Source organism: Rubrivirga halophila (assembly GCF_046845755.1).
Taxonomy (GTDB): Bacteria; Bacteroidota; Rhodothermia; order Rhodothermales; family Rubricoccaceae; genus Rubrivirga.
Window position 1 is genome coordinate 3008931 of record NZ_CP177357.1, and the last position, 24718, is coordinate 3033648.

21 protein-coding genes are annotated in these 24718 nt (G+C 73.1%); 11 read left to right on the forward strand and 10 right to left on the reverse strand.

The window, feature by feature from the left end:
• The first annotated feature begins 96 nt into the window (after positions 1 to 96).
• From dnaN to ACLIRP_RS13170, 3 genes are all read left to right on the forward strand, one after another.
• Positions 97 to 1227: a DNA polymerase III subunit beta gene (dnaN, locus tag ACLIRP_RS13160; protein WP_412060921.1), complete on the forward strand. Its 1131-nt coding sequence runs from the start codon at positions 97 to 99 to the stop codon at positions 1225 to 1227.
• Between the two features lie 180 nt (positions 1228 to 1407).
• Positions 1408 to 1812, forward strand: coding sequence for a DUF3224 domain-containing protein (locus ACLIRP_RS13165; protein WP_412060922.1), 405 nt, complete (start codon positions 1408 to 1410; stop codon positions 1810 to 1812).
• Positions 1813 to 1930: 118 nt separating this feature from the next.
• The gene (locus tag ACLIRP_RS13170; protein WP_412060923.1) at positions 1931 to 3211 is read left to right on the forward strand and encodes a serine hydrolase domain-containing protein; all 1281 of its coding nucleotides are present in this window, start codon (positions 1931 to 1933) and stop codon (positions 3209 to 3211) included.
• Here ACLIRP_RS13170 and ACLIRP_RS13175 read toward each other — a convergent pair.
• The 3 genes from ACLIRP_RS13175 to ACLIRP_RS13185 all read right to left on the reverse strand — a co-directional run bounded on the left by ACLIRP_RS13175 (position 3208) and on the right by ACLIRP_RS13185 (position 6190).
• Positions 3208 to 3684 (reverse strand): YdeI/OmpD-associated family protein, encoded by a 477-nt coding sequence (locus ACLIRP_RS13175; protein ID WP_412060924.1) that lies wholly within the window; start codon positions 3682 to 3684, stop codon positions 3208 to 3210. The two genes, ACLIRP_RS13170 and ACLIRP_RS13175, sit on opposite strands and share 4 nt — an antisense overlap.
• A gap of 2 nt (positions 3685 to 3686) precedes the next feature.
• On the reverse strand, positions 3687 to 5078 hold the full coding sequence (locus tag ACLIRP_RS13180; RefSeq protein ID WP_412060925.1) for a hypothetical protein: 1392 nt from the start codon (positions 5076 to 5078) through the stop codon (positions 3687 to 3689).
• A 422-nt stretch (positions 5079 to 5500) separates the two neighbouring features.
• The gene (locus tag ACLIRP_RS13185) at positions 5501 to 6190 is read right to left on the reverse strand and encodes a hypothetical protein (protein WP_412060926.1); all 690 of its coding nucleotides are present in this window, start codon (positions 6188 to 6190) and stop codon (positions 5501 to 5503) included.
• A gap of 46 nt (positions 6191 to 6236) precedes the next feature.
• Between ACLIRP_RS13185 and ACLIRP_RS13190 the strand changes: the two genes are divergently transcribed.
• Positions 6237 to 7472, forward strand: coding sequence for an AI-2E family transporter (locus tag ACLIRP_RS13190; RefSeq protein WP_412060927.1), 1236 nt, complete (start codon positions 6237 to 6239; stop codon positions 7470 to 7472).
• Positions 7473 to 7481: 9 nt separating this feature from the next.
• Here the strand turns inward: ACLIRP_RS13190 and ACLIRP_RS13195 are convergent, their stop codons facing one another.
• Positions 7482 to 7697 carry a hypothetical protein gene (locus ACLIRP_RS13195; protein ID WP_412063734.1) on the reverse strand — a complete coding sequence of 72 codons (216 nt, stop codon included), beginning with the start codon at positions 7695 to 7697 and terminating at the stop codon, positions 7482 to 7484.
• Between the two features lie 141 nt (positions 7698 to 7838).
• Between ACLIRP_RS13195 and tgt the strand changes: the two genes are divergently transcribed.
• Positions 7839 to 8969, forward strand: coding sequence for a tRNA guanosine(34) transglycosylase Tgt (tgt, locus tag ACLIRP_RS13200; RefSeq protein ID WP_412060928.1), 1131 nt, complete (start codon positions 7839 to 7841; stop codon positions 8967 to 8969).
• A gap of 124 nt (positions 8970 to 9093) precedes the next feature.
• Here tgt and ACLIRP_RS13205 read toward each other — a convergent pair whose 3' ends face one another.
• Complete coding sequence (locus tag ACLIRP_RS13205; RefSeq protein WP_412060929.1) at positions 9094 to 11838, reverse strand: lamin tail domain-containing protein; 2745 nt, start codon at positions 11836 to 11838, stop codon at positions 9094 to 9096.
• A gap of 255 nt (positions 11839 to 12093) precedes the next feature.
• Positions 12094 to 13935, reverse strand: a complete 1842-nt coding sequence (locus tag ACLIRP_RS13210; RefSeq protein ID WP_412060930.1) for a CHRD domain-containing protein — start codon at positions 13933 to 13935, stop codon at positions 12094 to 12096.
• Positions 13936 to 14092: 157 nt separating this feature from the next.
• Here ACLIRP_RS13210 and ACLIRP_RS13215 point away from each other — a divergent pair, with 157 nt between their 5' ends.
• Together ACLIRP_RS13215 and ACLIRP_RS13220 are read left to right on the forward strand one after the other, a co-directional pair.
• A complete protein-coding gene (locus tag ACLIRP_RS13215) occupies positions 14093 to 15334 on the forward strand; it encodes a 4-hydroxy-3-methylbut-2-enyl diphosphate reductase (RefSeq protein WP_412060931.1) in 1242 nt (413 codons plus the stop codon).
• A 57-nt stretch (positions 15335 to 15391) separates the two neighbouring features.
• The gene (locus tag ACLIRP_RS13220) at positions 15392 to 15817 is read left to right on the forward strand and encodes a cytochrome c oxidase assembly factor Coa1 family protein (protein WP_412060932.1); all 426 of its coding nucleotides are present in this window, start codon (positions 15392 to 15394) and stop codon (positions 15815 to 15817) included.
• 15 nt (positions 15818 to 15832) lie between these two features.
• Here the strand turns inward: ACLIRP_RS13220 and ACLIRP_RS13225 are convergent, their stop codons facing one another.
• A complete protein-coding gene (locus tag ACLIRP_RS13225) occupies positions 15833 to 16750 on the reverse strand; it encodes a hypothetical protein (protein ID WP_412060933.1) in 918 nt (305 codons plus the stop codon).
• Between the two features lie 161 nt (positions 16751 to 16911).
• On the opposite strand from ACLIRP_RS13225, the gene ACLIRP_RS13230 reads away from it, so the two are divergent.
• Positions 16912 to 18285 carry a dipeptidase gene (locus ACLIRP_RS13230; RefSeq protein ID WP_412060934.1) on the forward strand — a complete coding sequence of 458 codons (1374 nt, stop codon included), beginning with the start codon at positions 16912 to 16914 and terminating at the stop codon, positions 18283 to 18285.
• A 92-nt stretch (positions 18286 to 18377) separates the two neighbouring features.
• Positions 18378 to 19577: a L,D-transpeptidase family protein gene (locus ACLIRP_RS13235; protein WP_412060935.1), complete on the forward strand. Its 1200-nt coding sequence runs from the start codon at positions 18378 to 18380 to the stop codon at positions 19575 to 19577.
• 77 nt (positions 19578 to 19654) lie between these two features.
• Here ACLIRP_RS13235 and ACLIRP_RS13240 read toward each other — a convergent pair whose 3' ends face one another.
• On the reverse strand, positions 19655 to 20329 hold the full coding sequence (locus ACLIRP_RS13240) for a M23 family metallopeptidase (RefSeq protein WP_412060936.1): 675 nt from the start codon (positions 20327 to 20329) through the stop codon (positions 19655 to 19657).
• A 414-nt stretch (positions 20330 to 20743) separates the two neighbouring features.
• The gene (locus tag ACLIRP_RS13245; protein WP_412060937.1) at positions 20744 to 21616 is read right to left on the reverse strand and encodes an acyl-CoA thioesterase; all 873 of its coding nucleotides are present in this window, start codon (positions 21614 to 21616) and stop codon (positions 20744 to 20746) included.
• A 133-nt stretch (positions 21617 to 21749) separates the two neighbouring features.
• Between ACLIRP_RS13245 and ACLIRP_RS13250 the strand changes: the two genes are divergently transcribed.
• Positions 21750 to 21974 carry a hypothetical protein gene (locus ACLIRP_RS13250; protein WP_412060938.1) on the forward strand — a complete coding sequence of 75 codons (225 nt, stop codon included), beginning with the start codon at positions 21750 to 21752 and terminating at the stop codon, positions 21972 to 21974.
• 105 nt (positions 21975 to 22079) lie between these two features.
• Positions 22080 to 22466 (forward strand): endonuclease domain-containing protein, encoded by a 387-nt coding sequence (locus tag ACLIRP_RS13255; RefSeq protein WP_412060939.1) that lies wholly within the window; start codon positions 22080 to 22082, stop codon positions 22464 to 22466.
• Between the two features lie 27 nt (positions 22467 to 22493).
• Here ACLIRP_RS13255 and ACLIRP_RS13260 read toward each other — a convergent pair whose 3' ends face one another.
• On the reverse strand, positions 22494 to 24494 hold the full coding sequence (locus tag ACLIRP_RS13260; RefSeq protein ID WP_412060940.1) for a glycoside hydrolase family 15 protein: 2001 nt from the start codon (positions 24492 to 24494) through the stop codon (positions 22494 to 22496).
• Between the last annotated feature and the right edge of the window lie 224 nt (positions 24495 to 24718).

Consider the following 24718-nt stretch of genomic DNA (forward strand, 5'->3'; position numbering starts at 1 on the left):
GCGCGGACCAGATCCCGCCCTCGGGCGTGTATGTTGACTTGCTAAACGCGCGGGCCTGCCGATACCCCCGGCGTCTGCCCCGAACCCACCCTCGACATGAAGTTTACCGCCTCCAGCGCCGACCTCCTCCGGGCGCTCTCGACCGTCAACGGGGCCGTCCCCTCCAAGAGCACGCTCCCCATCCTGGAGTGCGTCCTGTTCGAGCGCATCGACGACCGCCTCAAGATCGCCGCGACCGACCTCGAGATCTCGATCGTCCAGAAGCTGGCCGTCCAGTTCGAGCAGAACGGGACCGACGCCAAGCAGCGCATCGCCGTCCCGGCGCGCCGACTGCTCGACACCTTGCGCGCGCTCCCCGACCTGTCGGTCACCGTCACGACCGACGCCGAGTTCAACGTCGAGCTGACGACGGACCAGGGCCGGTACAAGATGGTCGGCTACGACGGCGGCGACTACCCCGCGCTCCCCTCGCTCGACGGCGCCCAGACGATCTCGGCCGACAGCGCCCTCGTCAAGCACGCCATCGACAAGACGGGCTTTGCCGCGAGCAAGGACGCCCTGCGTCCGGCGATGATGGGCGTCCTGTTCCAGGTCCGCCCCGACAACGCGACCATCGTGGCGACCGATGGCCACCGGCTCGTCAAGCTGGTCGCCGACGGCATCACGGCCGAAGAGCCGATCGACGTGATCGTACCCGCCCGCGCCCTCGCGCTCGCGGCCAAGGCGGCCGGCGAGGGCGCCTGCTCCATCCAGATCGCCAGCGGCTACGTCGGGTTCGACTTTGGCGACACCCAGGTCGTCGGGCGCCTGATCGAGGAGCAGTACCCGAACTACGAGGCCGTCATCCCGGTCGAGAACGAGAAGCGCCTGACGGTCGGCCGCGACGCCATGCTGGCGGCCGTCCGCCGCGTGGCCCTGTACTCGTCGTCGATGACGCACCAGATCCGGCTCGCGCTGGAGTCCGACGCACTGACCGTCTCGGCGGAGGACATCGAGCGGGCGTCGGAGGCCAAGGAGCGCGTGCTCTGCGACTACGACGCCGAGCCGATGGAGATCGGGTTCAACTCGCAGTACCTCCAGGAGGTGCTCTCCAACATCGACGGCGAGGACGTGGCCTTCGAGTTCTCGTCGCCCAACCGCGCCGGCGTCGTCTCCCCCGCCGAGGGCGCCGACGGCGAGGAGCTCCTGATGCTCATCATGCCGGTGATGCTCAACACGTACGCGTGAGCGGGTGATGGGTGATGGGTCACGGGTGATGAGCCCGTCGCCCGGTGCCGCAAGCGGAGACGCCCCGGTCGATTCCTCGGCCGGGGCGCCTTTCTGTCTGGGCCCCCCACCTCGAGCTTGAGGTCGAGTGAGCCACGACGGCCGGGCGGTAGCTTGCGCCGCCGCCCGCCCCTCCCGCCCGTGACCGCCACCGCCACCTTCGACGTCACCGCCTGGGAGCCCGCGGGCGCCGACACCCCCGAGGCCGGCCCGGCGCTGTCGCGCGTCCGCATCGAGAAGGCCTTCCGGAGCGGCGACGTGACGGGCACGAGCACCGGCGAGGGGCTCTTCTGCGGGATGGGCGACCCGGCGGCCGGCGCGGGCTACGTCGTCAGCGAGCGGATCACGGGCGCCATCGGCAACCGCAAGGGGAGCTTCGTCATCCAGCACGGCGGGCTGATGGGGCCGGGGCTGGCGCCCCGCACCTTCGGCCACGTCGTGCCCGGTTCGGGCACGGGCGATCTCGTAGGGCTCGCGGGCACCGTCGAGATCGGGCAGACCGTCGACGGCACGCACACGCTGACGCTGACGCTCGACGACGCCTGACGGCCCGCGCCCTCGTCCACGGAGCGCCCCCGCTCGGTCCGCGTCGGGTGCCAGGCCGGAAGCGATTGACGAACCGCACCCGCAGAAATACTATTCCAATCGTACTAATACGACACGGATGCTCCGCCTCGCCCCCCTCCTCGCCCTCCTCGCAGTGTCCGCCTCCGCCCAGACCGCGATGGAGCTCGGCCAAGCCGGCCGGTACGCCGAAGCGGCCGAACTCGCGGAGCAGACGCTCGCCGACGCCGACGCCGGCAGCGACCGCGCGTGCGAGGCCCTCGTGCACGCCGCGCTTTCCCGGACCTTCGACGGCGAGGCCGACCGCGCCCGGCCACACCTGGCCCGGTTCGACGCCGAGTGCGCCGACGCCGGGCCCGAGTGGGGCGCCCGCGCCATCGACCGCGTCCGCGACGCCATCGAGCGGGGCCCGTTCCTCCTACCTACGATGTCGACGCGCCCGCCCGCCTCAGCCGCCGGCGACGACTGGCCGGTCGCCGACGACCCCGTCGCGCTCGGGCTCGACGCCGAGGCCCTGGCCGACCACGCCGACGTGTGCGCTCGGAGCGGGGCCGCCGCGTGCGTGGTCGTCTGGCGCGGGCAGATCGTGCAGGAGCTCTACGCGCCGTCGTACGCCGAGCCCATCGAAGCGATGTCGAGCACCAAGTCCGTGGCCGGGCTGCTGGCGGGGATGCTCATCGGCGAGGGCGCGCTGGCCGCCGACGACCCGGTCGCGGACTACGTCCCCGAGTGGGCCGGCGGGGCCGCCGCCGGCGTCACCGTCCGCCACTTGCTGACGATGACCTCGGGGCTCCAGAGCTCCCACACCGACCGCCCCCGGACGAGCGCCGTGGGCGGCGTCTCCGACAAGGACTCGCTCGTGGCCACCCTCCCGCTCGTGGACCCGCCCGGGACCGTGTGGGCGTACTCGAACGAGGGGACGTATTTGCTCTCGCCCGTCCTCCGGCGCGCGGCGGGCGAGCCGCTCGAGGCCTACGCCGCCCGCGAGCTGTTCGAGCCGCTCGGGATGGAGAACACGCGCCTGCACGTCTACCCCGACGGCCAGGCCTGGACGCACTCGACGATGTGGACGACGCCCCGCGACCTCGCCCGGATCGGCCAGTTGATGCTCCACGGCGGCCGGTGGAACGGTGAGGCCGTGGTGCCCGCCGACTGGATCGCCGAATCGGTTCGCCCGTCCCAGACCGTCAACCCGGCGTATGGCCTACTGTGGTGGCTCGACGCGCCCGAGGGGTTCGCGGCGCGCGGCTACCTCGACACCAACCTGTACGTGCTCCCCGAGCGCGACCTCGTCGTGGTCCGGATGCAGGCCCAGCCCTCGCCGGGTGCGCGCCGCTACGAGCAGGCCGCGTTCGAGGTCTTCCGCCGACTTGCGGACTAGCCCGCTCGGTCGCCGTAGAGCGTGTGCGTCCGGATCTTCTCACACAGGTCCAAGGCCCGCCGCTCGCGCGTGGCGGGCCGCTTCGCCTGGTCGACGTGGACACCGAGGGATCGCTGGCGGCCGGGCGTGAACGTGGCGAAGCGAGCCGCGGCCGCCTCGTCCATCGACAGCGCCGCCGCCAGCTCGGCCGGGAGGTGGACCGCGTCGGGGTCGGTCGCGGCGCTCAGCTCCACGATCGCCGTATCGCCGTAGCCCAGCCCCGCTTGCGCGAGCATCGCCTTCCCAAAGTGCAGCTTGGGCGTCCCGTCGCCGCGCCCGTGGACGGCGCGGCGGAACGGGACGTCGCACAGCGTCCCGACGACGATGCGGGCGTCGCCGAGCGCCGCGTCGACCTCGGCGGGAATCGGGACGTAGTGCATCCGGAAGACCCGCTCGGTGCGGAGCACGGGCGCGGCGAAGGCGTGGTCGGCCATGGCTAGGTCGCCTCGACGAGGGCCGTGTGGAGCCGTTTCGCGTCCGCTTCGCTGGCGCACTCGATCAGCCAGTTGTGCGCGCGCTGGCGGCGGACCCAGACGGTGTCCTCGTGCCGGACCACGCTCGTGATCGTCGACAGCGAGGCGGTCTGGCGGCGCCGCGGGTCGTCCAGGACCAGCCGCGTCGCGTCGACGAAGACCGAGCCGGCGCCGGTCCACGTCACGGGCGCCTCCGCGAGCCGCTCGGCGAGCTCGGTCTGCGAGACGGTCCCGAACCAGCGGACGCCCCGGCGGCGCTCCTCGACGTCGAGCACGCGGCGCCAGCGGGCGCCCTTGGCCACGAACCGGCCGGCCGGCACGGGCTTCGGAGCGCCGAACAGCAGGCGGTGAAGGACGGCGTAGAACGCCTCGTTGCGGTCGCCGGGGTCGAGATAGACGTACCGGTCGACCTTGGTGCGGACCACGGTCCCGTTGCGGAAGCGTAGGATCTGAGCGAGTGTCGACAGCCGGATCTCGCGGGGTGCCTGGGCGCCCGCGCGCAGCAGGATCCGCCGGTCGGTCAGGATCACGTCGCCGACGGCCTGGCGCCCTTTGAACACGCGGTCGGGGACTGTCTTTCCCGACGTCCGGCCGGACTGCAGCGCTTTCGGCCCGATCGCCGTCCGTAGCGCGGGCCCGTCGACGCCGCTCCACCGGATCGGCGCCGTCATGCGGGCGGTCTCGCGGGCGGGCAGCGGCACGGGCGCCTCGACCTCGGGGAGCCGGCCGCGCCGCGTCTGGTACCGGATGCGGGCCTGCTCGAGCATCGCCTCGAAGCCCGCCGGCGGCTCCAGGCTGAGGGCCTGGCGGACGCGCTCGATCTCGGCGTCCTCCTCGGGCGACAGCTCCCCGTCGCACAGCGCCGCCGCGACGACCCGGAGCAGCCGCTCGCGCGCCAGGATGTCGTACGCGCCCTCGGCCACACGGGGGTCGAGCCCGAGCAGGTGCTGAAGCTTGAACAGCAGCAGCCGCTCGTCGACCGACAGGCAGTCGTCGGCGATGGCCTGGGTGACGGCGACGCCGAAGGCGCGCTCGTGGACGGGACGGAGGTCGGCGGCCGAGAGCGCCAGCGTCCGCGCGAGGTGGCCGAGCAGGTGGCGGTCCGGGCCCGAGAGGTCGCCGTCGCGGAGCCGGTGGTCGAGGACGGTCTGGTACAGGCCGCGGCGCTCGTCGGCGAAGGCGCGCGAGAGGTCGACGCCGTGGCGCTCCGAGATGCGGACCCGGTCGCTCGGCCCGAACTCGACGGCCGACGCCGCCGCCGCGACGACGTTGTGGAGCTCGACGTAGGCGTTCCACTCGGGCGCCTTGCCGAAGCGGCCCGGCGGGTCGGGGGTCAGGAGGTCGAGCGGGTCCACGCGGGCGGGGGGCGACGGACCGGAAGGTCCCACCGACGGAGGGGCGGCGCCAGCGGGACGCCGGGGGGACGGCTCGCGCCAGCGGGCGGGCTTGGGCCGTGGCGACCCACAGCGCTGCGGGGAGGCTGGCGCCAGCCGGTGGGCGGAGACCTCAACCCGGGCCTCCCCTCCCGGACGGCTGGCGCCCGAAAGGCTACCACCCCCTGTCCCCCTCCTCGGATGAGGAGGGGGACGTCGGGAGTGAGGTCGAGGTCAGCAATGACGGGAGATCGCCAACGAAGGAGCCCCCTCGGATGAGGGGGGGCGGCCGGCAGGCGGGGGTCCAGAGCTCGCGCTGACGGTCCTGCGGGCGCCCGCAGGAATGGCGGCCCCTCACCAGGTCTCCCCAGCGAGAGAGGAGACGCCGCAGGCGGCCGACAGCCCTACAGCCGCCGGGCGACGTGGAAGCTCATCACCGGCGTCACGAAGGTGTGGCGCGAGGGGTCGTCCACGTCCGGGCGGATCTCCAGCAAGTCCAGTTCGACTGGGAAGTAGGTGCCCTGGAGGCCGAAGCGGACGGCGGTCCGGGTCCGCTCGCCGCGGCCGAAAAAGGTGCCCGCCGCCAGCGTCCCCCCGATCCCGACGCGTGCCTCGCCGTCGCCCAGCCCGCCCAGCCCGCTCAGGACTTCCTCGCCCGCCCCGCGCCGGCCGTCGGCGTCGGCGTCGTCGAAGTAGGGCCACTGGTAGCCGAACGTGGGTCCCGCCGAGAGGTGGAGGAACGGGCGGACGTTGTCCTCGACCTGCTGGCGGAGCAGTCGGACCTCGACGCCGACGTGGAGGGGGACGAGCGCGACGTAGTTGCGCTTGAACGGCGTGCGGCGCTCGCCGGGGAAGCCGGAGAAGCTCTGCTCGCGCTCGTCGCGCCCCGCGCCCACCGAGATCTCCGCCACCAGCGACACGTCGTCGCTGACCCGGCCGCGGAGCGCCCCGCCGACGCCCAGCCCGTACTCGCTGAGCACGAGCACGAGCGCGCCCGTCGAGCCGTAGCGCCCGGCCGTGGTGTCGGGCAGGGCCGGCGCCACCTGGCAGACGCCGGGGGCCGCGAGAACGAGAGCGAGGAGGAGCGCGCGCATAGCCCGATGGTAGCGCCCCCCAGCGCGGCTCGCCGTACGTTCCGGCATGCCCGACGACGCGCGCTCCCCCCGGACGACCGTTCTGCTGGCGGCCGGCGCGGCCGCCGTGTTCGCCCTGCTGTGGGCGCTGCGCGACGCGCTGGGTCCGTTCTGGATCGTCGCCGCCGCCGCCGCGCTGCTGTGGCCCGTCCGCCACGAGACCGCCGCCCGGGCCGTGATGTGGGCCGGCGGACTCGTGTTCGGGGCGTACCTGCTCGACCGGCTGGCGGGCGTGCTGGCCCCGTTTATCGCCGTGTTCGTGGCCGCGTACCTGCTGAACCCCGTCGTCGGGTGGGCCGAGCGTCGGCGCATCCCGCGCGCGGCGTCGTCGCTGGCGCTGGCGCTCGTCGTGACCGGGGCCGTCGTCGGCGCGCTCGTGCTGCTGGTGCCCGCCACGCTCGGCCAGCTCGAGACGCTCGCGGCGCAGGCCATGGACCTCGCCATGCGCGCGCCCGAGTGGGTGGCCGAGTCGGCCGCGCTGGCGCGCGCCGAAGAGGCCGGGCTGCTCGACCGCGACGCCGTGGTCGCCGAGATCACGACGCTCGTGCCCGCCCAGATCGAGGGGGCCCTCGCCCGGATCCCCGCGATCGTCGGCGGCGCGCTCCGCCAGATCGGCGCCCTCCTCGGGCTCGTCACGACCGCCGCGCTTGTGCCCGTCCTCCTGTTTTTTACGCTCAAGGACTTCCCGGCGCTCAGCGCCAGCCTGGTCCGCCTGCTCCCCCGCTACGACGGCCGCCGCGCCTACCTCGACCGCGCTGCCGTCGTGTTCGGCAGCTACATCCGGGGCGTGCTCGTGATCTCGGCCGCCAGCGCCGTGCTTGTCGCCGTCCCGCTGACGATTTTCGGCGTGCCGTACGCACTGCTGCTCGGGCTCGCGGCCGGGCTCCTCAACCTGATCCCCAGCCTGGGCTCGGTCCTCACCTACGTGCTCGGCGTGGCGCTGATGCTGGCCTTCGGGACGTGGACGGACCTGCTGATCGTGCTCGCCGTGCTGGCGGTCCAGGCCGTCATCGAGCAGGCCGTGCTGACGCCCAACATCATGAGCGCCCAGGTCGGGCTGCACCCGGTCGTGATCCTGCTGGCGCTGTTCGTAGCCGGCGCGCTGTTCGGGCTGCTCGGGCTGGTGCTGGCCGTCCCGGGCGCGGCCCTCGTCGCCGGCGTCGTCCGCGCCCACCGCGAGGCGCTCGTGATCGACCTGGGCGACGACGAGCCCGAGGCGGCGGAGGCCGTCCCCGCCGCCTGAGGCCGGCCGCTAGTCGGCGACGAGTTCGACGGCTGCGTCGGCGGGCGCTGGCGGGGCGGGCGCCTCGACGCGGTCCGGCGTCGCGGTCTCGGCCGGCGGCATCGACGAGCCGCACTGGCCCAGGAGCACGAACAGGACGACGAAGATGAGGACGGTCGAGAAGCAGCCGCCCCCGAGCTTTTTGGCGCCGTACCCGGCGATGAGCGTGCGGAACAGGTTGTTCATGACGTGCAGGGAGAAGGGGCTCGAGATACGCCGCCGCCGGCCGCGGGGTCCGGCTCGGCCTCCCCCCCACCGCCGCTTCGCCGACGCTTGCCGGGCGGGCGGCGCGCGCCGTGGTAGCCTGCCGCGAACGCCCGACGACCCATGCTTTCCTTCGAGCTCCAGGCCGAGTGCCCCGACACCGGCGCCCGCGCCGGCCTGCTCCACACCGACCACGGGACCGTCGAGACACCCACGTTCCAGCCCGTCGGCACGGTCGGCAGCGTCAAAGGGGTCTCGCCGCGGACGCTGCGCGAGGTCGGCGTCCAGCAGATCCTGGCCAACACGTACCACCTGGCGCTGCGGCCGGGCCGCGAGGTGCTCCGCGAGATGGGCGGGCTCCACGCCTTTATGCAGTGGGACGGGCCCATCCTGACCGACAGCGGCGGCTTCCAGGTGTTCTCGCTCGCCGAGATCCGCCGCGTCAACGAAGAGGGCGTCCGCTTCCAGAGCCACCTCGACGGGTCGCCGCTCCACTTTACGCCTGAGTCGGTCGTCGACACCCAGCGCGACATCGGATCGGACATCATGATGGTGCTCGACGAGCTGACGCCGGCGACGGTCGACGAAGCGGAGGCCCGGCGGGCGAACGGGCGGACGCTGCGGTGGGCCGAGCGCGCCTTCAAACACTACCGCGCGACCGAGCCGCGCTACGGCCACCACCAGGCCCTCTTCCCCATCGTCCAGGGCGCCGCGTTCCCCGCGATCCGCCGCGAGTCGGCCGAGACGCTCATGCAGCTCGACGCCGAGGGCTACGCGATCGGCGGGCTGTCGGTCGGCGAGGCGGCGCCGGTGATGTACGAGATGGTCGAGGTCGTCAACGCCGTGCTGCCGCGCGACCGGCCGCGTTACCTGATGGGCGTCGGGACGCCGCAGAATTTGATCGAGAACGTCGCGCGCGGCGTCGACCTCTTCGACTGCGTGATGCCGACGCGGAATGCGCGGACGGGCTCGCTGTTCACGACCGCGGGGCTCGTCAACATCAAGAACGCCCGGTGGAAGACGTCGCACGAGGCGGTCGACCCCGGCCTCGACGGGTACCACTCGCAGACGTTCTCGAAGGCCTACCTCCGCCACCTCACAAAGGCCAACGAGCCCCTCTTCATGGAGATCGCCAGCGTCCAGAACGTCGCGCTCTACCTGTGGACGATGCGCCAGATGCGGGCGGCGATCCTGGAGGGCCGCTTTCCCGCGTGGCGCCGCGAGTGGTCGGGCCGGCTGGCGCAGAAGGCGTAGGGGACCGGGGACCGCTTCGGTCGTGCAACGCTACGGAGGCGAGCGGCGCGGCCCCACCCACACACAAAAAAGGCGGCCCCGGTCGCCGTGACCGGGGCCGCCAGGGCCGGGCGCCAGCGGGGCGCTAGCGGACGACGGTAACCGTCCGCGTGGCGGTGCCGGCGGCCGTCTCGAGCCGGACCACGTAGACGCCCGGCGCGAGCACGCGCGCGTCCAAGCGGGCCGAGCGGAGGCCGGCCGGGGCGTCGCCCGAAGCCAGCACCGCGACCTCGCGGCCGAGCGCGTCGAACACCGCGAGCCGGACCGGACCGGCGCGCTCGGCGCCGAACGTGACGAGCGCCGTGCCCCGGATGGGGTTGGCGAGCGCCAGCGTCAGCGCGCCGTCCGGGCCGCTCTCCGCGTCGACGGCCTCGGGGTTGATGTCCGTGTCCTCGATGACCAGGATCTGGTACCCCGCGGTGCGGGGGTCCGTCGAGTCGAACTGGCCGACGATGCCGACGACGGTCGTCGGGCCCTCGGGGACCATCTCGCCGTCGATCTCGGTGTCGTCGGCGCTCGGGACGCGGAGCGTGACGGCGTTCGTCGAGCTCGTGCGGTCCGTGATCTGGTACGTCGTGCCGGCCGCGAACATGGCGCCCGGCGTGGCGTCGATGGACACGCGGGTGAGGGCGACGAGCTCGCTCTCGAAGGCCTCGCCGTTGGCCGCCAGCTGCGCCAGCGTGACGAGCTGCGGGGCGGGCACGTCGGCGGCGCCGACGATCTCGAAGTCCGTCAGGTCCTCGTCGTTGATCTGGAGGAGGCCGTTGAACTCGGAGAGCTCGCCGGTGACCTCGAGGACGATGCCGGGCTGGATCGTGTTGATCGCCACGAAGTCGGCAAAGTCGCCGTCCGTCTGGCGGATCGCGATCGCGCCCGTGTTGTCCTGGATGTACGTGAAGTCGCCTTCGGAGCGCGTGACGGTGCCGCGGACGGTGACGGTCTCGCCGGCGCCCAGCGTCCGGGCCTCACCGATCGTGACCAGCGTGCCGGGGCCGCCCGGTCCGCCGCTGCCGCCGTCCGGGGCGGTGCCCGGCGTCGGCGCGAGCGCCACGAAGGGGCTCGTGCCCGAGTTGGGCGAGCGCTGGAGCGACTCCGTGTTGGCGGCACCGTTGGCGTCCTCGTCGTACTGGGTGGTCTGGCCGAGGGCGGCGACCAGCCCGGTGTCCGTCGGGTCGTCGTTGCCGTACACGACGGCGTCGATGAGGTCGGCGGTCGTCGCGGCCGTCCCGTTCGGGAAGTCGGACGCGGCGGCCTCGTAGAGCGCGACGGCGTCCGGGCCGCCCTGGAGGGCGTTGGTGCCGGAGAGCCCCTCGAGGTTGCACGTGTCGATCACCGCGATGTCGGAGCAGACGACGTAGTAGGCGCCGGCGGCGAGCGTGCCGTTGAGGTCGATGGCGTCGTACGACGCGTCGTCGGCGCCGTTGAACAGCACGAGGACCACGTCGGCGAGGTTGATCGCCGTGGTGCCGGCGTTGTAGAGCTCGACGAACTCGCCGGTGTCGGTCCCGGTCTGGCTCGCGTCGACCTCGGAGATGACGAGGGCGAGGTCGGACTGGTCGCCGCCGCCGCCGCCTCCACCGCCACCGCCACCGCCTTCGGTCGCGTTGCCGCCGATGTCGGCCGGGTCGATGAGCACGATGCGGTAGCCCTGCGGGCCGAAGGCAGCGCGCTGGCTGGCCGGGCCCGTCAGCGTCGTCGCCGTGGTGGGGATGGTGGTCCCCTCGACGCGGGTCTCGTCGGCGCTCGGGACGCGAGCGACGACCGGGTTCAGCTCCGTCGTCGCGTCGGAGAGGTCGTAGGTGTTGCCGGCGCCGAAGACCGTGTCGCCGTCGCGGTCGATGGTGACCGAGCGGATCTGGATCAGCTCCGACTCATACCGCTCCCCGTTGTTGGAGAGCTGCGCCAGCGTGACCACCTGCGGGTCCGGCACCGGCGCCGTCCCGACGACCCCGTACCGCTGGAGGTCGAAGTTGGCGATCTGCAGCGCGCCCTGGTCGTCGGACAAGGTGCCGGTCAGGTTGAGGACCGTGCCCGCGCGGACCGTCCCGTCGTCGATGTCGTCCTGGAGGTCGCCGGAGGCACCCGTGGACGAGGCCACGACGAGTTGGAGGCCGGCCGTGTCGTCCTGGAAGAACAGGAAGTCGCCCTCGGCGCGCGTGACGGTGCCCTGGACGGTGACCGTGGCGCCGGGGCCCGCGGCGCGGGCGTCGTCGAGGTCGGTCGGCGTCGGGAAGCGGCCGCCCGGGTCGGCCCCGGGGGTCGGCGCGAGCGCCTCGAAGCCGCTGGAGGCCGGGTTCGGGTTGCGCTGGAGCGACTCGGTCTCGGCCACGCCGTTCTCGTCCTCGTCGTACTGCAGGGTCTCGCCGAGCGCGGTGCGGAGGCCGCTGTCGGACGTGGTCCCGTAGACGATGGCGTCGATGAGGTTCGGGGACGAGGGCTCCGTCCCGTTCGGGAAGGCGCTGGCGGAGGCCCGGTACAGGGCGACGGCGTCGGTGCCCTGCTGGAGGAAGCCGTCGGACCCGACGTCGAGGTCGCAGTTGTCGACCTCGCCCGTATCGCTGCACAGGACGAAGTAGTCGTCCTCGGCCAGCGTGCCGCTCAGGTCGTAGGCAGCGTACGAGCCGTTGCCCGGGGCGTCCCCGTTGAACAGGACGACGACGTAGTCGGACAGGTCGACGGCGCCGGGGCCGGCGTTGTAGAGCTCGACGAACTCGGCGGCGTCGGGGCCGGGCGTGTCGGTGTCGATCTCGGAGATCGCGAGTTGGGCGGAGGCCGTCGAGGCCAGCGCGAGGAGGGCGGCGAGCACCGCCAGAGGGGATCGAAGGGACATGCGGGTGGGACGGGTGTGGGGGGATGTGTGTGTAATGTAGCCCCCCTGGGGCGTTGCGGACCAGGGCGATTGGATCACCCCTAGAATGACATGCCGACTAGGGGCCCTTCCTGTGGGCCCGTCCGCCCCGGTGCACCGCCCGCGTCGGGAGCGCCGCCGAAGGCGCGCCCTCCCCCGCCCGCGCCGGGGGCGTCAACACAAAAGCGGCCCCGGTCGCCGTGACCGGGGCCGCCAGGGCCGGGTGCCAGCGGGTCGCTAGCGGACGACGGTGACCGTCCGCGTGACGGAGCCGGCGTCGGTCGTCAGGCGGACGAGGTACACGCCGGGCGCGAGCGTCGCCGCGTCCAGCGTCGCCGTCCGCGGGCCGGCCGGGGCGTCGCCGGAGGCGAGCACCGCGACCTCGCGGCCGAGCGCGTCGAAGACCGCGAGCCGGACCGGGCCGGCGCGCTCGGCGCCGAACGTGACGAGCGCCGCGCCCCGGATGGGGTTGGCGAGCGCCAGCGTCAGCGCGCCGTCGGGCCCGCCCTCCGAGGCGACGCCCTCGGGGTTGACGTCGTCGGCCGAGATCAGCAGCAGCTGGTACCCGATGTCCGGGACCTCGTCGGGGCTGAACTGCCCCACGATGCCGACCAGCGCGACCGGGCCCGCCGGGACATCGGTGCCGTCGACCGTCGAGTCGCCGGCGTTGGGGACGCGGACCGTCACGACGCCGTTGGCGCCGGAGCCGTCGCTGGCGCCGTACGTCGTCGCGGGCTCGAACGCGCCCGAGCCCTGGATCGTGACGTCCTCGATGCGGACGAGCTCGTCCTCGTAGGCCTCGCCGTTCGCGGCGAGCTCGGCGAGCGTGACCGTCTGGGCGGCCGGGATCGCCTCGGTGCCGAGGGCCTCGAAGCCGGCGAGGTCGTCCTCGTTGATCTGGAGCGACTGGCGGAAGGCCGACAGCGTGCCCGACACCCGGAGCACGGTGCCGGGCCCGACCGACCCGTCGGCGACGGCCTCGAACAGGTCGCCCTCCACCTGGCGGATGGCCAGGCCGGCCGTCTCGTCCTGGATGTAGAGGAAGTCGCCCATCGCCCGCGTCACGGTGCCCTCGACGGTGACCGTCGCGCCGACGCCCGCCGCGCGCGCCTCGCCGATCGTGACGGGGTCGCCGCCTCCGCCGGTGCCGCCGCCGAAGGTCTGGCCGGCGTTCGCCGCGCCGCGCGTCTGGGCGACGGGCCCGGTCCAGGCGAAGTCGTCCGCGACGGTGCCCGCCCCGGTGAGCTGGAGCGACTGGCCCGCATCCGGGGCGGGGTCCTCCGAGACGCCGATGTCGGTCGAGGTCAGGCCGCTGGCGGGGCCGTCGGTGGCGGTGAACGTGTTCTCATACGAGAGGAACTGGAGCACCGTCCCATCGGCCGTGCTCAGCGCCAGCCCGTCGCCGAGGTCCGACGAGCTCGACGCGCCGTTCTGGAGGCCCGGCGTGTCGACGGTATAGAGGGTGAACCCGTTGGTCGTGGCGCCGGCCGTGAACGTGTCGCCGGTGAACGTCCCGTATGACGTCCCGCCGTTGCCGTTGTACAACGTCAGCACCAGGTCGTCGACGTCGGTGCCCGTCGGCACGGCGACCTCGACGAACTCGCCCTCGTCCGAGCCCACGTTGTCGTAGTGGAGCTCGTTGACGAACGCCGTCACCGGGCCGCCGAGCTGGCCGCGGATCTCGCCGCCGCCGTTGTCGGCCGAGTGGACGTTGATGTACAGGCCGCCCGCCGCGAGCGCGTCGAGCTGGGCCTGGGAGAAGGTGAGCGTCTCGTCGAACGTCCCGCCGCGCTCGTCGGCGTCGACGGTCGGGGAGAGCGGGAAGAGGACGCCGCCGTTCGTCCCGGCCTCGCCGGTGTGGATGTGGCTGGCGGCGTAGGCGCTCTCCAGGCCCGAGAACGAGCCGGAGATCGTGACGTCGAAGCCGTCGACGGCCGCGAACACGGTGCCCGAGGCGCCGGTCGTGACGGGCGGGACCTCGTTGGCGCCCGCGAGCGTCGCCACGTAGGTCTGGGCCAGCGCCGACGGCGCGAATGAGAGCACGAGGGCGAGGAGCCCGAGAGAGCAGCGATGGCGCATGGGCGGCGGGGGCTGGGGAGGCAGATTGAACGAGCCGCGCCCCCGGGGGGTCCGCCGCCAATTCTGTGCGGAGCGCCACTCCAGCGGCAACGCCGGGGCCGCCTAGGCGTTGGGACCGGTGAGTGCGCCCGTAGACTCGCCCTTCGCCCCCGCCCCGATGGCCCGCCAGTTCGACGTCCCCGACTTCTACCGGAGCCCCGTCGTGACGCGCGTCAAGGCGGCCCGGCGCGCGGCCGACCCCCGCAAGCGCGACCTGAGCCCGAGCGTCCTCGACTTCGGCCCGCTCCGCATCAAGCTGGCCCGGCACTTCGGGTTCTGCTTCGGCGTCGAGAACGCCATCGAGATCGCCTACCGCGCGCTCGACGAGCACCCCGAGAAGGCGGCGGCCGGCCACGTCTTCCTGCTGTCCGAGATGATCCACAACCCGCACGTCAACGACGACCTGCTGGCGCGCGGCGTCCGGTTTCTGCGGACGACCTCGGGCGAGACGCTCATCCCGTTCGACAGGCTCGGCCCCGAGGACCTGGTGATCGTCCCCGCCTTCGGCGCGCCGACCGAGGTGCTCGACGCGCTGAGCGCGCGCGGCGTCGACGTGCAGGCCTACGACACGACGTGCCCGTTCGTGGTCCGGGTCTGGAAGAAGGGCGCCAAGATCGGCGGCGAGGGGTTCACCGTCGTCGTCCACGGCAAGCGGACGCACGAGGAGACGCGCGCGACGGTCAGCCGCGCGGCGGCCTCGGCGCCGGTCGTGGTCGTCCGCGACCCCGCCGAGGCCGAGACGCTGGCGGCCGTCATCGAGGGCCGCTTGGGCGCCGACGCCTTCCGGGCCGCGTTCGAGGGCAAGACGACCGACGGCTTCGACCCCGCCCGCGACCTCGGCCGCATCGGCGTCGTCAACCAGACGACCATGCTGGCGACCGAGACGGCCGCCATCGCCGAGCGCCTGCGCCAGGCCGTGATCACGCGCGACGGCGACGACGCGAACGTGGCCGACACGTCGGACACGCTGTGCTACGCGACCAAGGAAAACCAGGACGCCACGCTCGCGCTGATCGCGGATGGCGCCGACCTCGCGATCGTCGTCGGCGGCTACAACTCGTCGAACACGTCGCACTTGGTCGAGCTCTGCGAGGACGCCGGCCTGCCGACGTTCTTCGTCCGGGACGCCGACGAGATCGACGGGCCCGACCGGATCCGCCACTGGGACTGGCGCACCAAGACGCCCGCCGAGACGGCCGACTGGTTCCCTGCCGACCGCCCCGTCGACGTGCTGCTCACCGCCGGGGCCTCGTGCCCCGACGCCCTGCTCGACCAGGTCATCCAGCGGCTCCTGACGTTCGTCGACGGCGCGCGGCCGGTCGAGGAGGCGCTGGCGCCGTTCGAGGCGGAGCCGGCGTAACGCGCGCCGACGGGAACGGCCGGCGCCCTACGTTGAGGGCCTCCGGCCGCCGCCGCCATGCGCCCCGTCTCGTCCGTCCTCGCCCTCCTCGTGGGGGTCGGCCTGTTCATGGCCGCCGTCTGGGCCGGCTGCTCGACGGTCCTCAAGGCCAACGACGCCTACGAGCGCGGGCTGGCGACGGCCCTCGCCGACCCCGTCGTCGAGAAGACGCTGGGCGCGCCGGTCCGCGAGAGCTGGTTCATCAACGGCTCCATCGAGGGCGACGGGATGCGGACGGAGGGGGCCTGGAGCACCCGGATTCGGGGCACCGAGCACAGCGGCACGCTGCACATCCGGGGCTACAAAACGCATGGGCAGTGGCGGGTCGTCGCGATGTCGCTGGTGGCGCGCGACGAGCGGTTCGGGTACGTCCCGGGCCAGGGCTTCCGCGACCCCACACCCGGGAGCTACGGCGACGGACCGCCCGACATCTTGGGCGACTGACGCCGCCGGGCCGCCCTACTCCGCCAGCGTCCAGTCGACCGCCCACCACCGGCCGCCGGGCAACGGACGGCGGTGGGCGTACAGCACGGGACCGACGCCGGCCCGGTGCTCGATGCGGGGCCCATGCGGGGGGACGAGGCCCGACGAGGTCGCCGTCGTCCCGAGCGGCGCGAACCGGGGGGTCTCCTCTCCAAACGGGGGCGGCTCGAAGGGGCTCCCCCCCACGGGCGCGTAGGGCCACGGCGCCGACGTGGCCACGAGCGAGTCGGTGACGGTCCAGGTGTGCGTCGCGACCGTCGTGGTCGGCCCGGCGTAGACCTCCCAGGTCCCCGGCGGGGTGGCGTGCCGGTGGTCGCGCTCGAACGTCTCGGTCCGCCGCTCCTCGACCCGGAACGTCTGCGCGTCGCTGGCACAGCCGCCCGCGTCGACCACCTCGACGACGACCTCGCCCCGGGAGCGGTAGTCGTAGGGGTCGGACGGGCCCTGGGTGTGCGACGTCTCCAGCGTGTAGGCCCACCGCGAGCCGACGGCGACGGGGAACATCTCGACCTCGTCGGCCCGGGCCGACCGCGGGCACGGGCTCCAGACGACGACGGCGAACGTGTCGGCGGCGACGCCGCCATTCGCGCCGCGCGCCTCGACGCGGACGGCCGTCTCGCCCTCGGCCAGCCCCCGGAGCACGAGGGAGGCGCCGAGCGTCGCCTCGACGAGCGGGTCGCCGAGCACCGTGGCCTCGACGCGGACCGGGCCCGCGGCGGCGTTCCCCTCGAACCGGCCGTCGAGGGCGAGCGCCCTCGGCTCGTCGGCCGGGTCCATGGACAGGTCGGCGAACGGGTGGACCAGCCGGACCTCGGCGGCCGGCGCCGGCGCGGCCGCGTCGCAGGCGGCGAGGACGGGCAGGAGCAGGGCGGCCAGAACCAATCGGGCGGTCATCCAAGGGCAGAGTCAGGGGTCGCAGGGTATCGCCCCCACAACGTCCCCACCTAGACCAATCGCACCATATCCCTCCACACCCAGAAGTCTCGGGCGGCGGAGCCCGCACGGCCCTCGCGCGTTGGCAGGGCCCTCCCCTCTCCCCCCTCCGCCCCGCCCGCATGGACGCCGCCCTCCAGTACGCCAAGGACCACGCCGACCGCTTCGTCGAAGAGCTCAAGGCATGGCTCCGCATCCCCTCCATCTCGACCGACCCCGACTTCGCGCCCCAGACCCGGAGCGCGGCCGTCTGGCTCAGCGACAACCTCCGCGACGCGGGCGTCGAGACCGTCGAGGTGATGGAGACCGACGGCCACCCCATCGTTTTCGGCGAGCACCACGTCTCGGACGACGCGCCGACCGTCCTGGTCTACGGGCACTACGACGTGCAGCCGCCGGACCCGCTCGAGCTGTGGGACCAGGACCCGTTCGAGCCCGTCGAGGTCGACGGCCACCTCGTCGCGCGCGGCGCGGCCGACGACAAGGGCCAGGCGTTCATGCACGTCAAGGCGACTGAGGCGTGGCTCGCGTCGGGCGGGCCACCGGTCAACCTCAAGTTCCTCATCGAGGGCGAGGAGGAGAACGGGAGCGTCCACCTGCCGGGCTTCCTGCGCGAGCACAAGGACCGGCTGGCGGCCGACGTGGTGCTCGTCTCCGACACGGCCCTGTTCGCGCCCGGCGTCCCGTCGATCGCCTACGGCCTGCGCGGGCTGGCCTACGTCGAGGTCACGCTGACCGGGCCCAAGAAGGACCTCCATTCGGGCGTCTACGGCGGCGCCGTCGAGAACCCCATCAACGCGCTCGCGGCGATGATCGCCGACCTGCACGACGACGACCACCGCGTGACGGTCGCCGGGTTCTACGACGACGTCCGCGACCTCGAGGCCGACGAGCGGGAGGCGTATGCGGCGCTCCCGTTCGACGAGCAGGCCTGGAAGGACGAGGCCGGCGTCTCGGCGACCAAGACCGAGGCGGGGTTCTCAATTCTCGAGGGCACGTCCGGCCGCCCGACGCTCGACTGCAACGGCATCTGGGGCGGGTACACCGGCAAAGGGGCCAAGACCGTCCTGCCCTCGAAGGCGTCGGCCAAGATCTCGTGCCGGCTCGTCGCCGACCAGACGCCGGAGGACATCACCGACAAGCTGCGCCGCCACTTCGAGACGCACGTCCCCCCGACGATGTCGCTGACGTTCACCGACCTGCACGGCGGCCACGGCGTGATCGTCGACCGCCATGCGCCGGCCATGCAGGCGGCCGCGCAGGCGCTCGAAGGGGTCTTCGGCCAGACGCCCTACTTCACGCGCGAGGGCGGCTCGATCCCGGTCGTGGCCGACTTCAAGAAGATCCTGGGCCTCGACACCGTGCTCATGGGCTTCGGGCTCGACTCGGACTCGATCCACTCGCCGAACGAGAAGTTCGGGCTCGACCGCTTCCACCAGGGCATCGAGGCGTCGGTGCGCTTCTTAGACGCCTACGCCGCACAGGACGAGCGCTAGGCCCTAGTCCCGCGTGAAATGCCGCACGCGGGGCGGCGGCGGCGAACGGGCGGGCGGGCGGCGCGTTGGAGCGTCCCCCACCCGGTCTGCACATGCGTCTGTTCGCCATCACCCTCGCCGTCCTCGCCCTGGGCGCCTGCCAACTCGACGGCGCCGAGCCCACCCCGGCCGCGCCCGCCGCCGCCACCGACGTCCCCATCGAGCGCGTCTCGACGCTGGGCACGCCGTCGGGCCCGAGCGACGCCGAGGCCGACGCCGCCCGCTACAGCGGGCGCGGCCGCCAGCTCGCGGGGATCGACACGACGGGCCAGGCCGAGGCCGCGCGCAACAACCCCGAGACGCTGGCGACGATCGACTCGACGCGCGACTGGGGCTCGCGCCTGCACCTCCCGCTCGGCGGGAACGTGGCCGGGCCGAGCGTGGCCAAGCTCCAGGTGCTCCTCGACCGCGCCGGCTTCTCGCCGGGCCAGATCGACGGGCGCTGGGGCGACAACACCGAGCTCGCGCTGACGTGGCTCCAGAAGGCCGAGTCGCTCCCGGCGACCGGCATCGCCGACCGGGCGACCGTCCGCGCGCTTGCGCGGCGCGGCGACGCGCCGGACTCGCTCGTCACGACCGTGGCGCTGACGGCCGACGACGTGGCCGGGCCGTTCGAGCCGCTGCCCGCCGACGTCTACGAAAAGGCCAAGCTCGACCGGCTCGGCTACGAGTCGCTGGCCGAGAAGCTGGGCGAGACGTTCCACGCGGCGCCGTCCTTCCTGTCGCAGCTCAACCCGGGCGTGACGCTCGACAGCCTGACGGCGGGCGACTCGCTGCGCGTCCCGAATGTGCGCCGCGAGGCCCGGCCGATGGGGGACGTGTCGCGGCTCGTGATCTCGGGCGAGGCCGGCTACCTCCACGCGCTCGCGGCCGACGGGACGGTCCTGTTCCACGCGCCCGTCACGGTCGGCGCCAGCTACGACCCGTCGCCGGAGGGCGAGTTCTCGGTCCGCGCCGTGGCCATGGACCCGTCGTGGCACTACCAGCCGTCGATCCTGGAGGGCGTGCCGGACGACGACCCGGAGGCGACGCTGCCGCCCGGCCCCAACAACGCGGTCGGCGTGGTCTGGATCGCCCTCTCGAAAGAGCACTACGGCATCCACGGCACATCCGCGCCGGGCACCATCGGCTACGCCTCGTCGGCCGGCTGCGTGCGGCTGACCAACTGGGATGCGCGGGCGCTCGCTCAGGCCGTCGGCGCCGGGACGCCTGTTCGCTTCCGCGACGTGGCCGGGCGCGGGTCTAACGAATAGAGGAATCGAAGAGAGGGACGGTAAACGCGGAGCGACACCCGCCCCCCCGTCCTCCTTTCCTCTACTCGTCCCCTCCTCTACTCTTTCCCCGCCGCGAGCCGGCTGTACGGGTTGATCGGCTCGCCGTCCCAGAACGCCTCGGCGGACGGCGCGCGCCAGATCGCGAAATGGAGGTGCGTGTTGCCCGGCGCGGCGTTTCCGCTGTCGCCGACCGTCCCGATGCGCTGGCCCCGGGCCACACGGTCGCCGTCGGCGAGCCCGGGCGCGTAGGCGTCGAGGTGGGCGTAGTAGTGTACCGTCGCGGGCGGGCCCTCGCGGACGACCACGTAGACGGTCAGGCCGCCCTTCTCGCTCTCGAACAGCCGGGCGATCGTCCCCGCGCGCGCGGCCACGACGGGCGTCCCTCGCGGGGCCAGGATGTCGATGGCGTGGTGCGTCCGCCCCTCGCTCCGCGCGGCCGTAAAGGTGTCGACCAAGTCGGCCGGGTCGATGCCGGCGACGGGGACCGCGAGCCCGGCGGGCGAGAGGGCGACGGGGCCGCCGATGTCCTCGGGGTCGGGCGTGGCGGCGGTGCGCGGCGTCACGCGGACGGTGTCGCCGGCGGCCACGGGCGGAGCATCGGCCACGTCGCGGCCGTCGGCGCAGTCGCAGGCGGGGCCGGCGGCGAGGGTGTCGGCGGGCGCGGGGTTGGGCGCGGCGCGGTCGAGGCGGCAGCCGCCGAGGAGGACGAGCAGGAGGACGGCGAGGCGCATGGCCCGAGTCTACGCCGACTGCCGTGTGAGAGCGGCTCGCAGCGGTGCCACTGCCCTTTGAAGGGACCCGCAAGCCCCACCTACAGCGTGCCCGCGCCCCTCTCCCTGTCCCGAGGGCGAGGGGACGCTGTAGGTGGGGCTTGCGCCAGCTTCCCCGCCCCGTCATCCTGAGCGCAGGGCGTAGCCCGGAGTCGAACGCGGAGCGTCGGCGGAGCCGAGGATCTCTAGCGACCGACACACTCCAGCCAGCGCTCCCGGCGCCAGCTTGCGACGCGCTCGCACCAGAGATCCTTCGACTGCGCTCAGGATGACGGAGGTTGGGGCTTACGCCGGACCTGCTTGCGCCAGCGGGTGGGCTCGCGATCGGGACGGGCCTCGCCCCTACCGCCGCAGATCGGGCTCGCGCCCGCCCGGCTACCGCTCGCGGGGCTGGACGGGGCGGACCAGGCCCTCCTGCGCCACGCTCGCGACGAGCTGGCCGTTCGCGTCGGTGACGGCGCCCCGGGCAAAGGCGCGGGCGCCGGCCGTCACGGGCGCGTCCATGGCGTAGAGCAGCCAGTCGTCGACGCGGATGGGGCGGTGGAACCACAGGGCGTGGTCGAGCGAGGCGGCCTGGATGGTCCCGTCGAAGACGGAGCGGCCGTGCGGGAGCAGGGCCGTCGCCAGCAGGCCCCAGTCGCTGGCATACGCCAGGATCGCCTGGTGGACGAGCGGGTCGTCGGGGAGCGCGCTGGCGGCGCGGAGCCAGGTCGCCGACGTCGCGTCGCGGGGCGTCGGGCGGAGCGGGTCGGCGGGGTCGACGGGCCGGAAGTCGATGGGCCGGTCGCGCGTCAAGACCGTGCGGAGCGGCTCGGGCAGGCGTTCGGCGATGCCCCGCGCAAGGTCGCGCTCCGACGTGAGCGTGTCGGGCGCGGGCGCGTCGAGCGCGGGCTCAGCCTGGTGCTCCAGGCCGGGCTCGTCGCGGTGGAACGAGAACGAGGCGTTGAAGATGGGCCGCCCGTACTGGATCGCCGTCACGCGGCGCGTGGCAAACGAGCCCCCGTCGCGCAACGTCTCGACCTCGTAGACGATGGGCGCCTCGACGTCGCCGGGCAGGATGAAGTAGGCGTGGAGCGAGTGGCAGCGCCGGTCGGCCTCGACCGTGCGGCCGGCGGCGACGAGCGCCTGGGCCAGCACCTGGCCGCCGAACACGCGGGGCCCCGCGAGCGGGCGGTTCTGGCCGCGGAAGATGTGGACCTCGATGGGCTCGAGGTCGAGGGTGGCGAGAAGGTCGTCGAGGGCGGTCATGGCGGGGCGGCGGGGGCGGGGTACACCCGCAGACGGCGGGGCGGGTCTCCGGCGCCGTCGCTTTTCACCCGGCCCTCGACTTGCCCCGGCGGCGCGGCGCGGCTTTCTTGCCCCACCTCACGTCCCGCCACCCATGCGCGCCCTCCTCCTCTCCGCCGCCCTCGCCCTGTTCGCCGTCGGCTGCGCCAGCGAGCCCGCCGAGCCCGCCGCCCCGCTCGGCGAGGCCGAGGTGGTGACGGAGCCCGCCGAGGACCTCACCGACGACGACCTGCTCCTCGACGACGCCGAGGTGCCGGCGGACGACCTGGTAATCGACGACTCGACGCTCGTCGAGGGCGACATGGGCGACGAGTTGTAAGGGCTGGCGGAGACAATCCCTACGGCGTCCCCTCTCCCCGCGGGAGAGGGACAGGGTGAGGGGCCGATAGGCAGAGGGTCGATGGATGCGCCCTACCTTCGTGGTATGCGATTGGCTGGCAAGGACTTCCGCAGAGCTCTCCGCCGCTCCTCGACGGCTGCGGAGCGGAGGCTCTGGAGCGTGCTCCGGGGTCGGCGACTCGACGGCCTCAAGTTCCGGCGCCAGCACCCGGTAGGCCCCTACGTTCTCGACTTCTACTGCCGGGGGGCAGGCCTCGCCGTCGAACTAGACGGCTCGATTCACGACGGCCCCGGCCGGGCGGTGTACGATGATGCACGGACTGTGAGCCTGAATGCGAAAGGAATCCGCGTTGTTCGATTTTCCAACGAGCAGGTTCGAGACCAGCTCGACATTGTTGCAGCAGCGATTCAGGCGGAGGCGGCCCGTCCCCCTCACCCTGTCCCTCTCCCCGTGGGAGAGGGGACGCCGTAGGCCACCTCGGCGGCGACGTGGGCGGACTTAGCGCGCGCCCGTCGGGCCGGGTCGGGCCGAGGGGTCGGCGCCGGGGCGGGGATAGTCCGGCTCGGACCGGGCTTGCGCCGGCGCCTGGGGGCGCACGTCGCTCCGGCGCTGGCGGCCCTTCTCGTCGAGCGCCCGGTCGATGTTGTAGGCCGCCGAGATCAGGCCGAGGTGGCTGAAGGCCTGGGGAAAGTTGCCCAGGTGCTCGCCTGAGAGCCCGGTCATCTCGGAGAACAGGCCGAGGTGGTTCGAGTAGCCCAGCATCTTCTCGAACATGACGCGCGCCTTGTCGAGGTAGGCCGGCTCGATGCGGCCGGCGCGCGCGAGCGCCTCGACGAGCCAGAACGAGCACAGGTTGAACGCCCCCTCCTCGCCGCCGACGCCGTCGTCGACCTCGAGCGTGTTGTAGCGCCAGACCAGGCAGTCGCTCGTCAGGCCGCCCTCCTCGGGCGCCTTGAGCGTCTCCTCCAGCGTCGCGATCATGCGCGGGTCGTTGGGCCCGGTAAAGAAGACGAGCGGCATCAGCAGGTTGCTCGCGTCGAGCGCGTCGCCGTCGAAGGTCTGGACAAACGCGCCGCGCTCTTCATTCCAACCCCTTTCCATGATCGTCGTGTAGATCAGGTCGCGGGTTTTAACCCAGCGGTCGCGGGGGGCCGGGAGCGAGCGCTTGTCGGCGAGCCGCAGGCCGCGGTCGAGGGCCACCCAGCACATCAGCTTCGAGTACACGAAGTGCTCGCGCTCACCGCGGACCTCCCAGATCCCCTCGTCGGGGCGGTCCCAGTTGGCGCACACCCAGTCGACGTACTTGACGATGTCCTGCCAGAACTCGTAGGCCAGCGGCGTGCCGTACTTGTCGTAGAGGTAGACGGCGTCGAGCAGCTCGCCGTAGATGTCGAGCTGGAGCTGGCCCGCGGCCCCGTTCCCGACGCGGACCGGCTTGGAGCCGCGGTAGCCCTCGAGGTGGTCGAGCTCGAACTCGTCGAGCGTGCGCCGGCCGTCGACGCCGTAGACGATCTGGAGCGGGCCGTTCGGGTCGTCCTCGATCCCGCTCTCGCACCGGTCGCGGAGCCAGCCGATAAAGGAGCGGACCTCGGTCGTGAAGCCGATCCGCAAGAGCCCGTAGAGCGTGAACGCGGCGTCGCGGATCCACGAGTAGCGGTAGTCCCAGTTGCGATGGCCGCCGATGTTCTCGGGCAGGCTCGTCGTCGGCGCGGCGACGATGGCGCCCGTCGGCTCGAAGGTGAGCAGCTTGAGCAGGAGCGCGCTCCGGCGGACGGTCTCGCGCCAGCGCCCGGTGTACGTGCAGCCCTCCAGCCAGTCGCGCCAGTAGTCGGTCGTCCGCCGGAAGAGCGCGTACTCGTCGTCGCGCGAGAGCGGCTCTTCGAGCGCGCCCTCGTCGTCGAGGTAGCGGAGCTCGAGCGTGACGCGGTCGCCGCGCGTCAGCTCGAAGTCGCGGACGAGCGCCGGGCGCTCGGGGTCGGTGTCGTCGATCTCGAGCGTGCGGACGGTGCTCAGCCCCAAGCGGATGGGGCCGCCGTCGGGGCCGCCCGTCTCGGCCCGAAACACGGCGCCCTCGTCGGTCATCTCGAGCGTGTGGGTCGCCCGGCCGTAGTCGAACGCCGGGGCCACGCGGACGCTCACCTTGATCGCGCCGCGGAGCACGCGGACGTGCCGGATCAGGCGGTGGTAGCCGGCGTCGGGCCCGAGGTGGCCGACGGGCATGTAGTCGACGATCTCGGCGGCCCCGCGCTCGCCCGCGAACCGGGTCACGAGCACGTTCGAGTCGGGCAGGTAGGTCTGCTTGGTGGCGTACCCCCCGTCGACCTCGATCTCGAACCGGCCGCCCTTGCCGCTGTCCAGGACGCCCGCGAAGACGGACGGCGAGTCGAAGTGGGGCAGGCAGAGCCAGTCGACGGACCCGTTCTTGCCGACGAGCGCGGCCGTCCGCATGTTGCCGACCAGGCCGTAGTCGCCGATGGGGAGGTAGGGGTCGTCGGACACGGGCGCGGGGGTGGGGCCGGGAAGCTACGGGAGGCGCGGAGGCAGGAGCGTAGGGGCGCAAGCGGCTGGCGGGCCAGCATGCCCTCTGCTCTGGGCTATCCACAGGTTGTCCACCCTGTGGACGGTCTCGTCCAAAGTGTATCAGAGGCTCCCACCCATCACCTCGTCATCCTGAGCGCCAGCGGAGGATCTCGACGTCCTCGGTCCAGTCCGTCGGGACCGGA

Excerpts from the sequence above, each read along its gene's own strand:
- ACLIRP_RS13210 (WP_412060930.1), bottom strand. The coding sequence starts at position 13,935 with ATGCGCCATCGCTGCTCTCTCGGGCTCCTCGCCCTCGTGCTCTCATTC.
- ACLIRP_RS13245 (WP_412060937.1), bottom strand. The coding sequence starts at position 21,616 with ATGACCGCCCTCGACGACCTTCTCGCCACCCTCGACCTCGAGCCCATC.
- ACLIRP_RS13215 (WP_412060931.1), top strand. The coding sequence starts at position 14,093 with ATGGCCCGCCAGTTCGACGTCCCCGACTTCTACCGGAGCCCCGTCGTG.
- ACLIRP_RS13250 (WP_412060938.1), top strand. The coding sequence starts at position 21,750 with ATGCGCGCCCTCCTCCTCTCCGCCGCCCTCGCCCTGTTCGCCGTCGGC.
- ACLIRP_RS13240 (WP_412060936.1), bottom strand. The coding sequence starts at position 20,329 with ATGCGCCTCGCCGTCCTCCTGCTCGTCCTCCTCGGCGGCTGCCGCCTC.
- ACLIRP_RS13230 (WP_412060934.1), top strand. The coding sequence starts at position 16,912 with ATGGACGCCGCCCTCCAGTACGCCAAGGACCACGCCGACCGCTTCGTC.
- ACLIRP_RS13170 (WP_412060923.1), top strand. The coding sequence starts at position 1,931 with ATGCTCCGCCTCGCCCCCCTCCTCGCCCTCCTCGCAGTGTCCGCCTCC.
- ACLIRP_RS13175 (WP_412060924.1), bottom strand. The coding sequence starts at position 3,684 with ATGGCCGACCACGCCTTCGCCGCGCCCGTGCTCCGCACCGAGCGGGTC.
- ACLIRP_RS13255 (WP_412060939.1), top strand. The coding sequence starts at position 22,080 with ATGCGATTGGCTGGCAAGGACTTCCGCAGAGCTCTCCGCCGCTCCTCG.
- ACLIRP_RS13225 (WP_412060933.1), bottom strand. The coding sequence starts at position 16,750 with ATGACCGCCCGATTGGTTCTGGCCGCCCTGCTCCTGCCCGTCCTCGCC.
- ACLIRP_RS13235 (WP_412060935.1), top strand. The coding sequence starts at position 18,378 with ATGCGTCTGTTCGCCATCACCCTCGCCGTCCTCGCCCTGGGCGCCTGC.
- ACLIRP_RS13220 (WP_412060932.1), top strand. The coding sequence starts at position 15,392 with ATGCGCCCCGTCTCGTCCGTCCTCGCCCTCCTCGTGGGGGTCGGCCTG.
- ACLIRP_RS13185 (WP_412060926.1), bottom strand. The coding sequence starts at position 6,190 with ATGCGCGCGCTCCTCCTCGCTCTCGTTCTCGCGGCCCCCGGCGTCTGC.
- ACLIRP_RS13190 (WP_412060927.1), top strand. The coding sequence starts at position 6,237 with ATGCCCGACGACGCGCGCTCCCCCCGGACGACCGTTCTGCTGGCGGCC.
- ACLIRP_RS13205 (WP_412060929.1), bottom strand. The coding sequence starts at position 11,838 with ATGTCCCTTCGATCCCCTCTGGCGGTGCTCGCCGCCCTCCTCGCGCTG.
- dnaN (WP_412060921.1), top strand. The coding sequence starts at position 97 with ATGAAGTTTACCGCCTCCAGCGCCGACCTCCTCCGGGCGCTCTCGACC.
- tgt (WP_412060928.1), top strand. The coding sequence starts at position 7,839 with ATGCTTTCCTTCGAGCTCCAGGCCGAGTGCCCCGACACCGGCGCCCGC.
- ACLIRP_RS13195 (WP_412063734.1), bottom strand. The coding sequence starts at position 7,697 with ATGAACAACCTGTTCCGCACGCTCATCGCCGGGTACGGCGCCAAAAAG.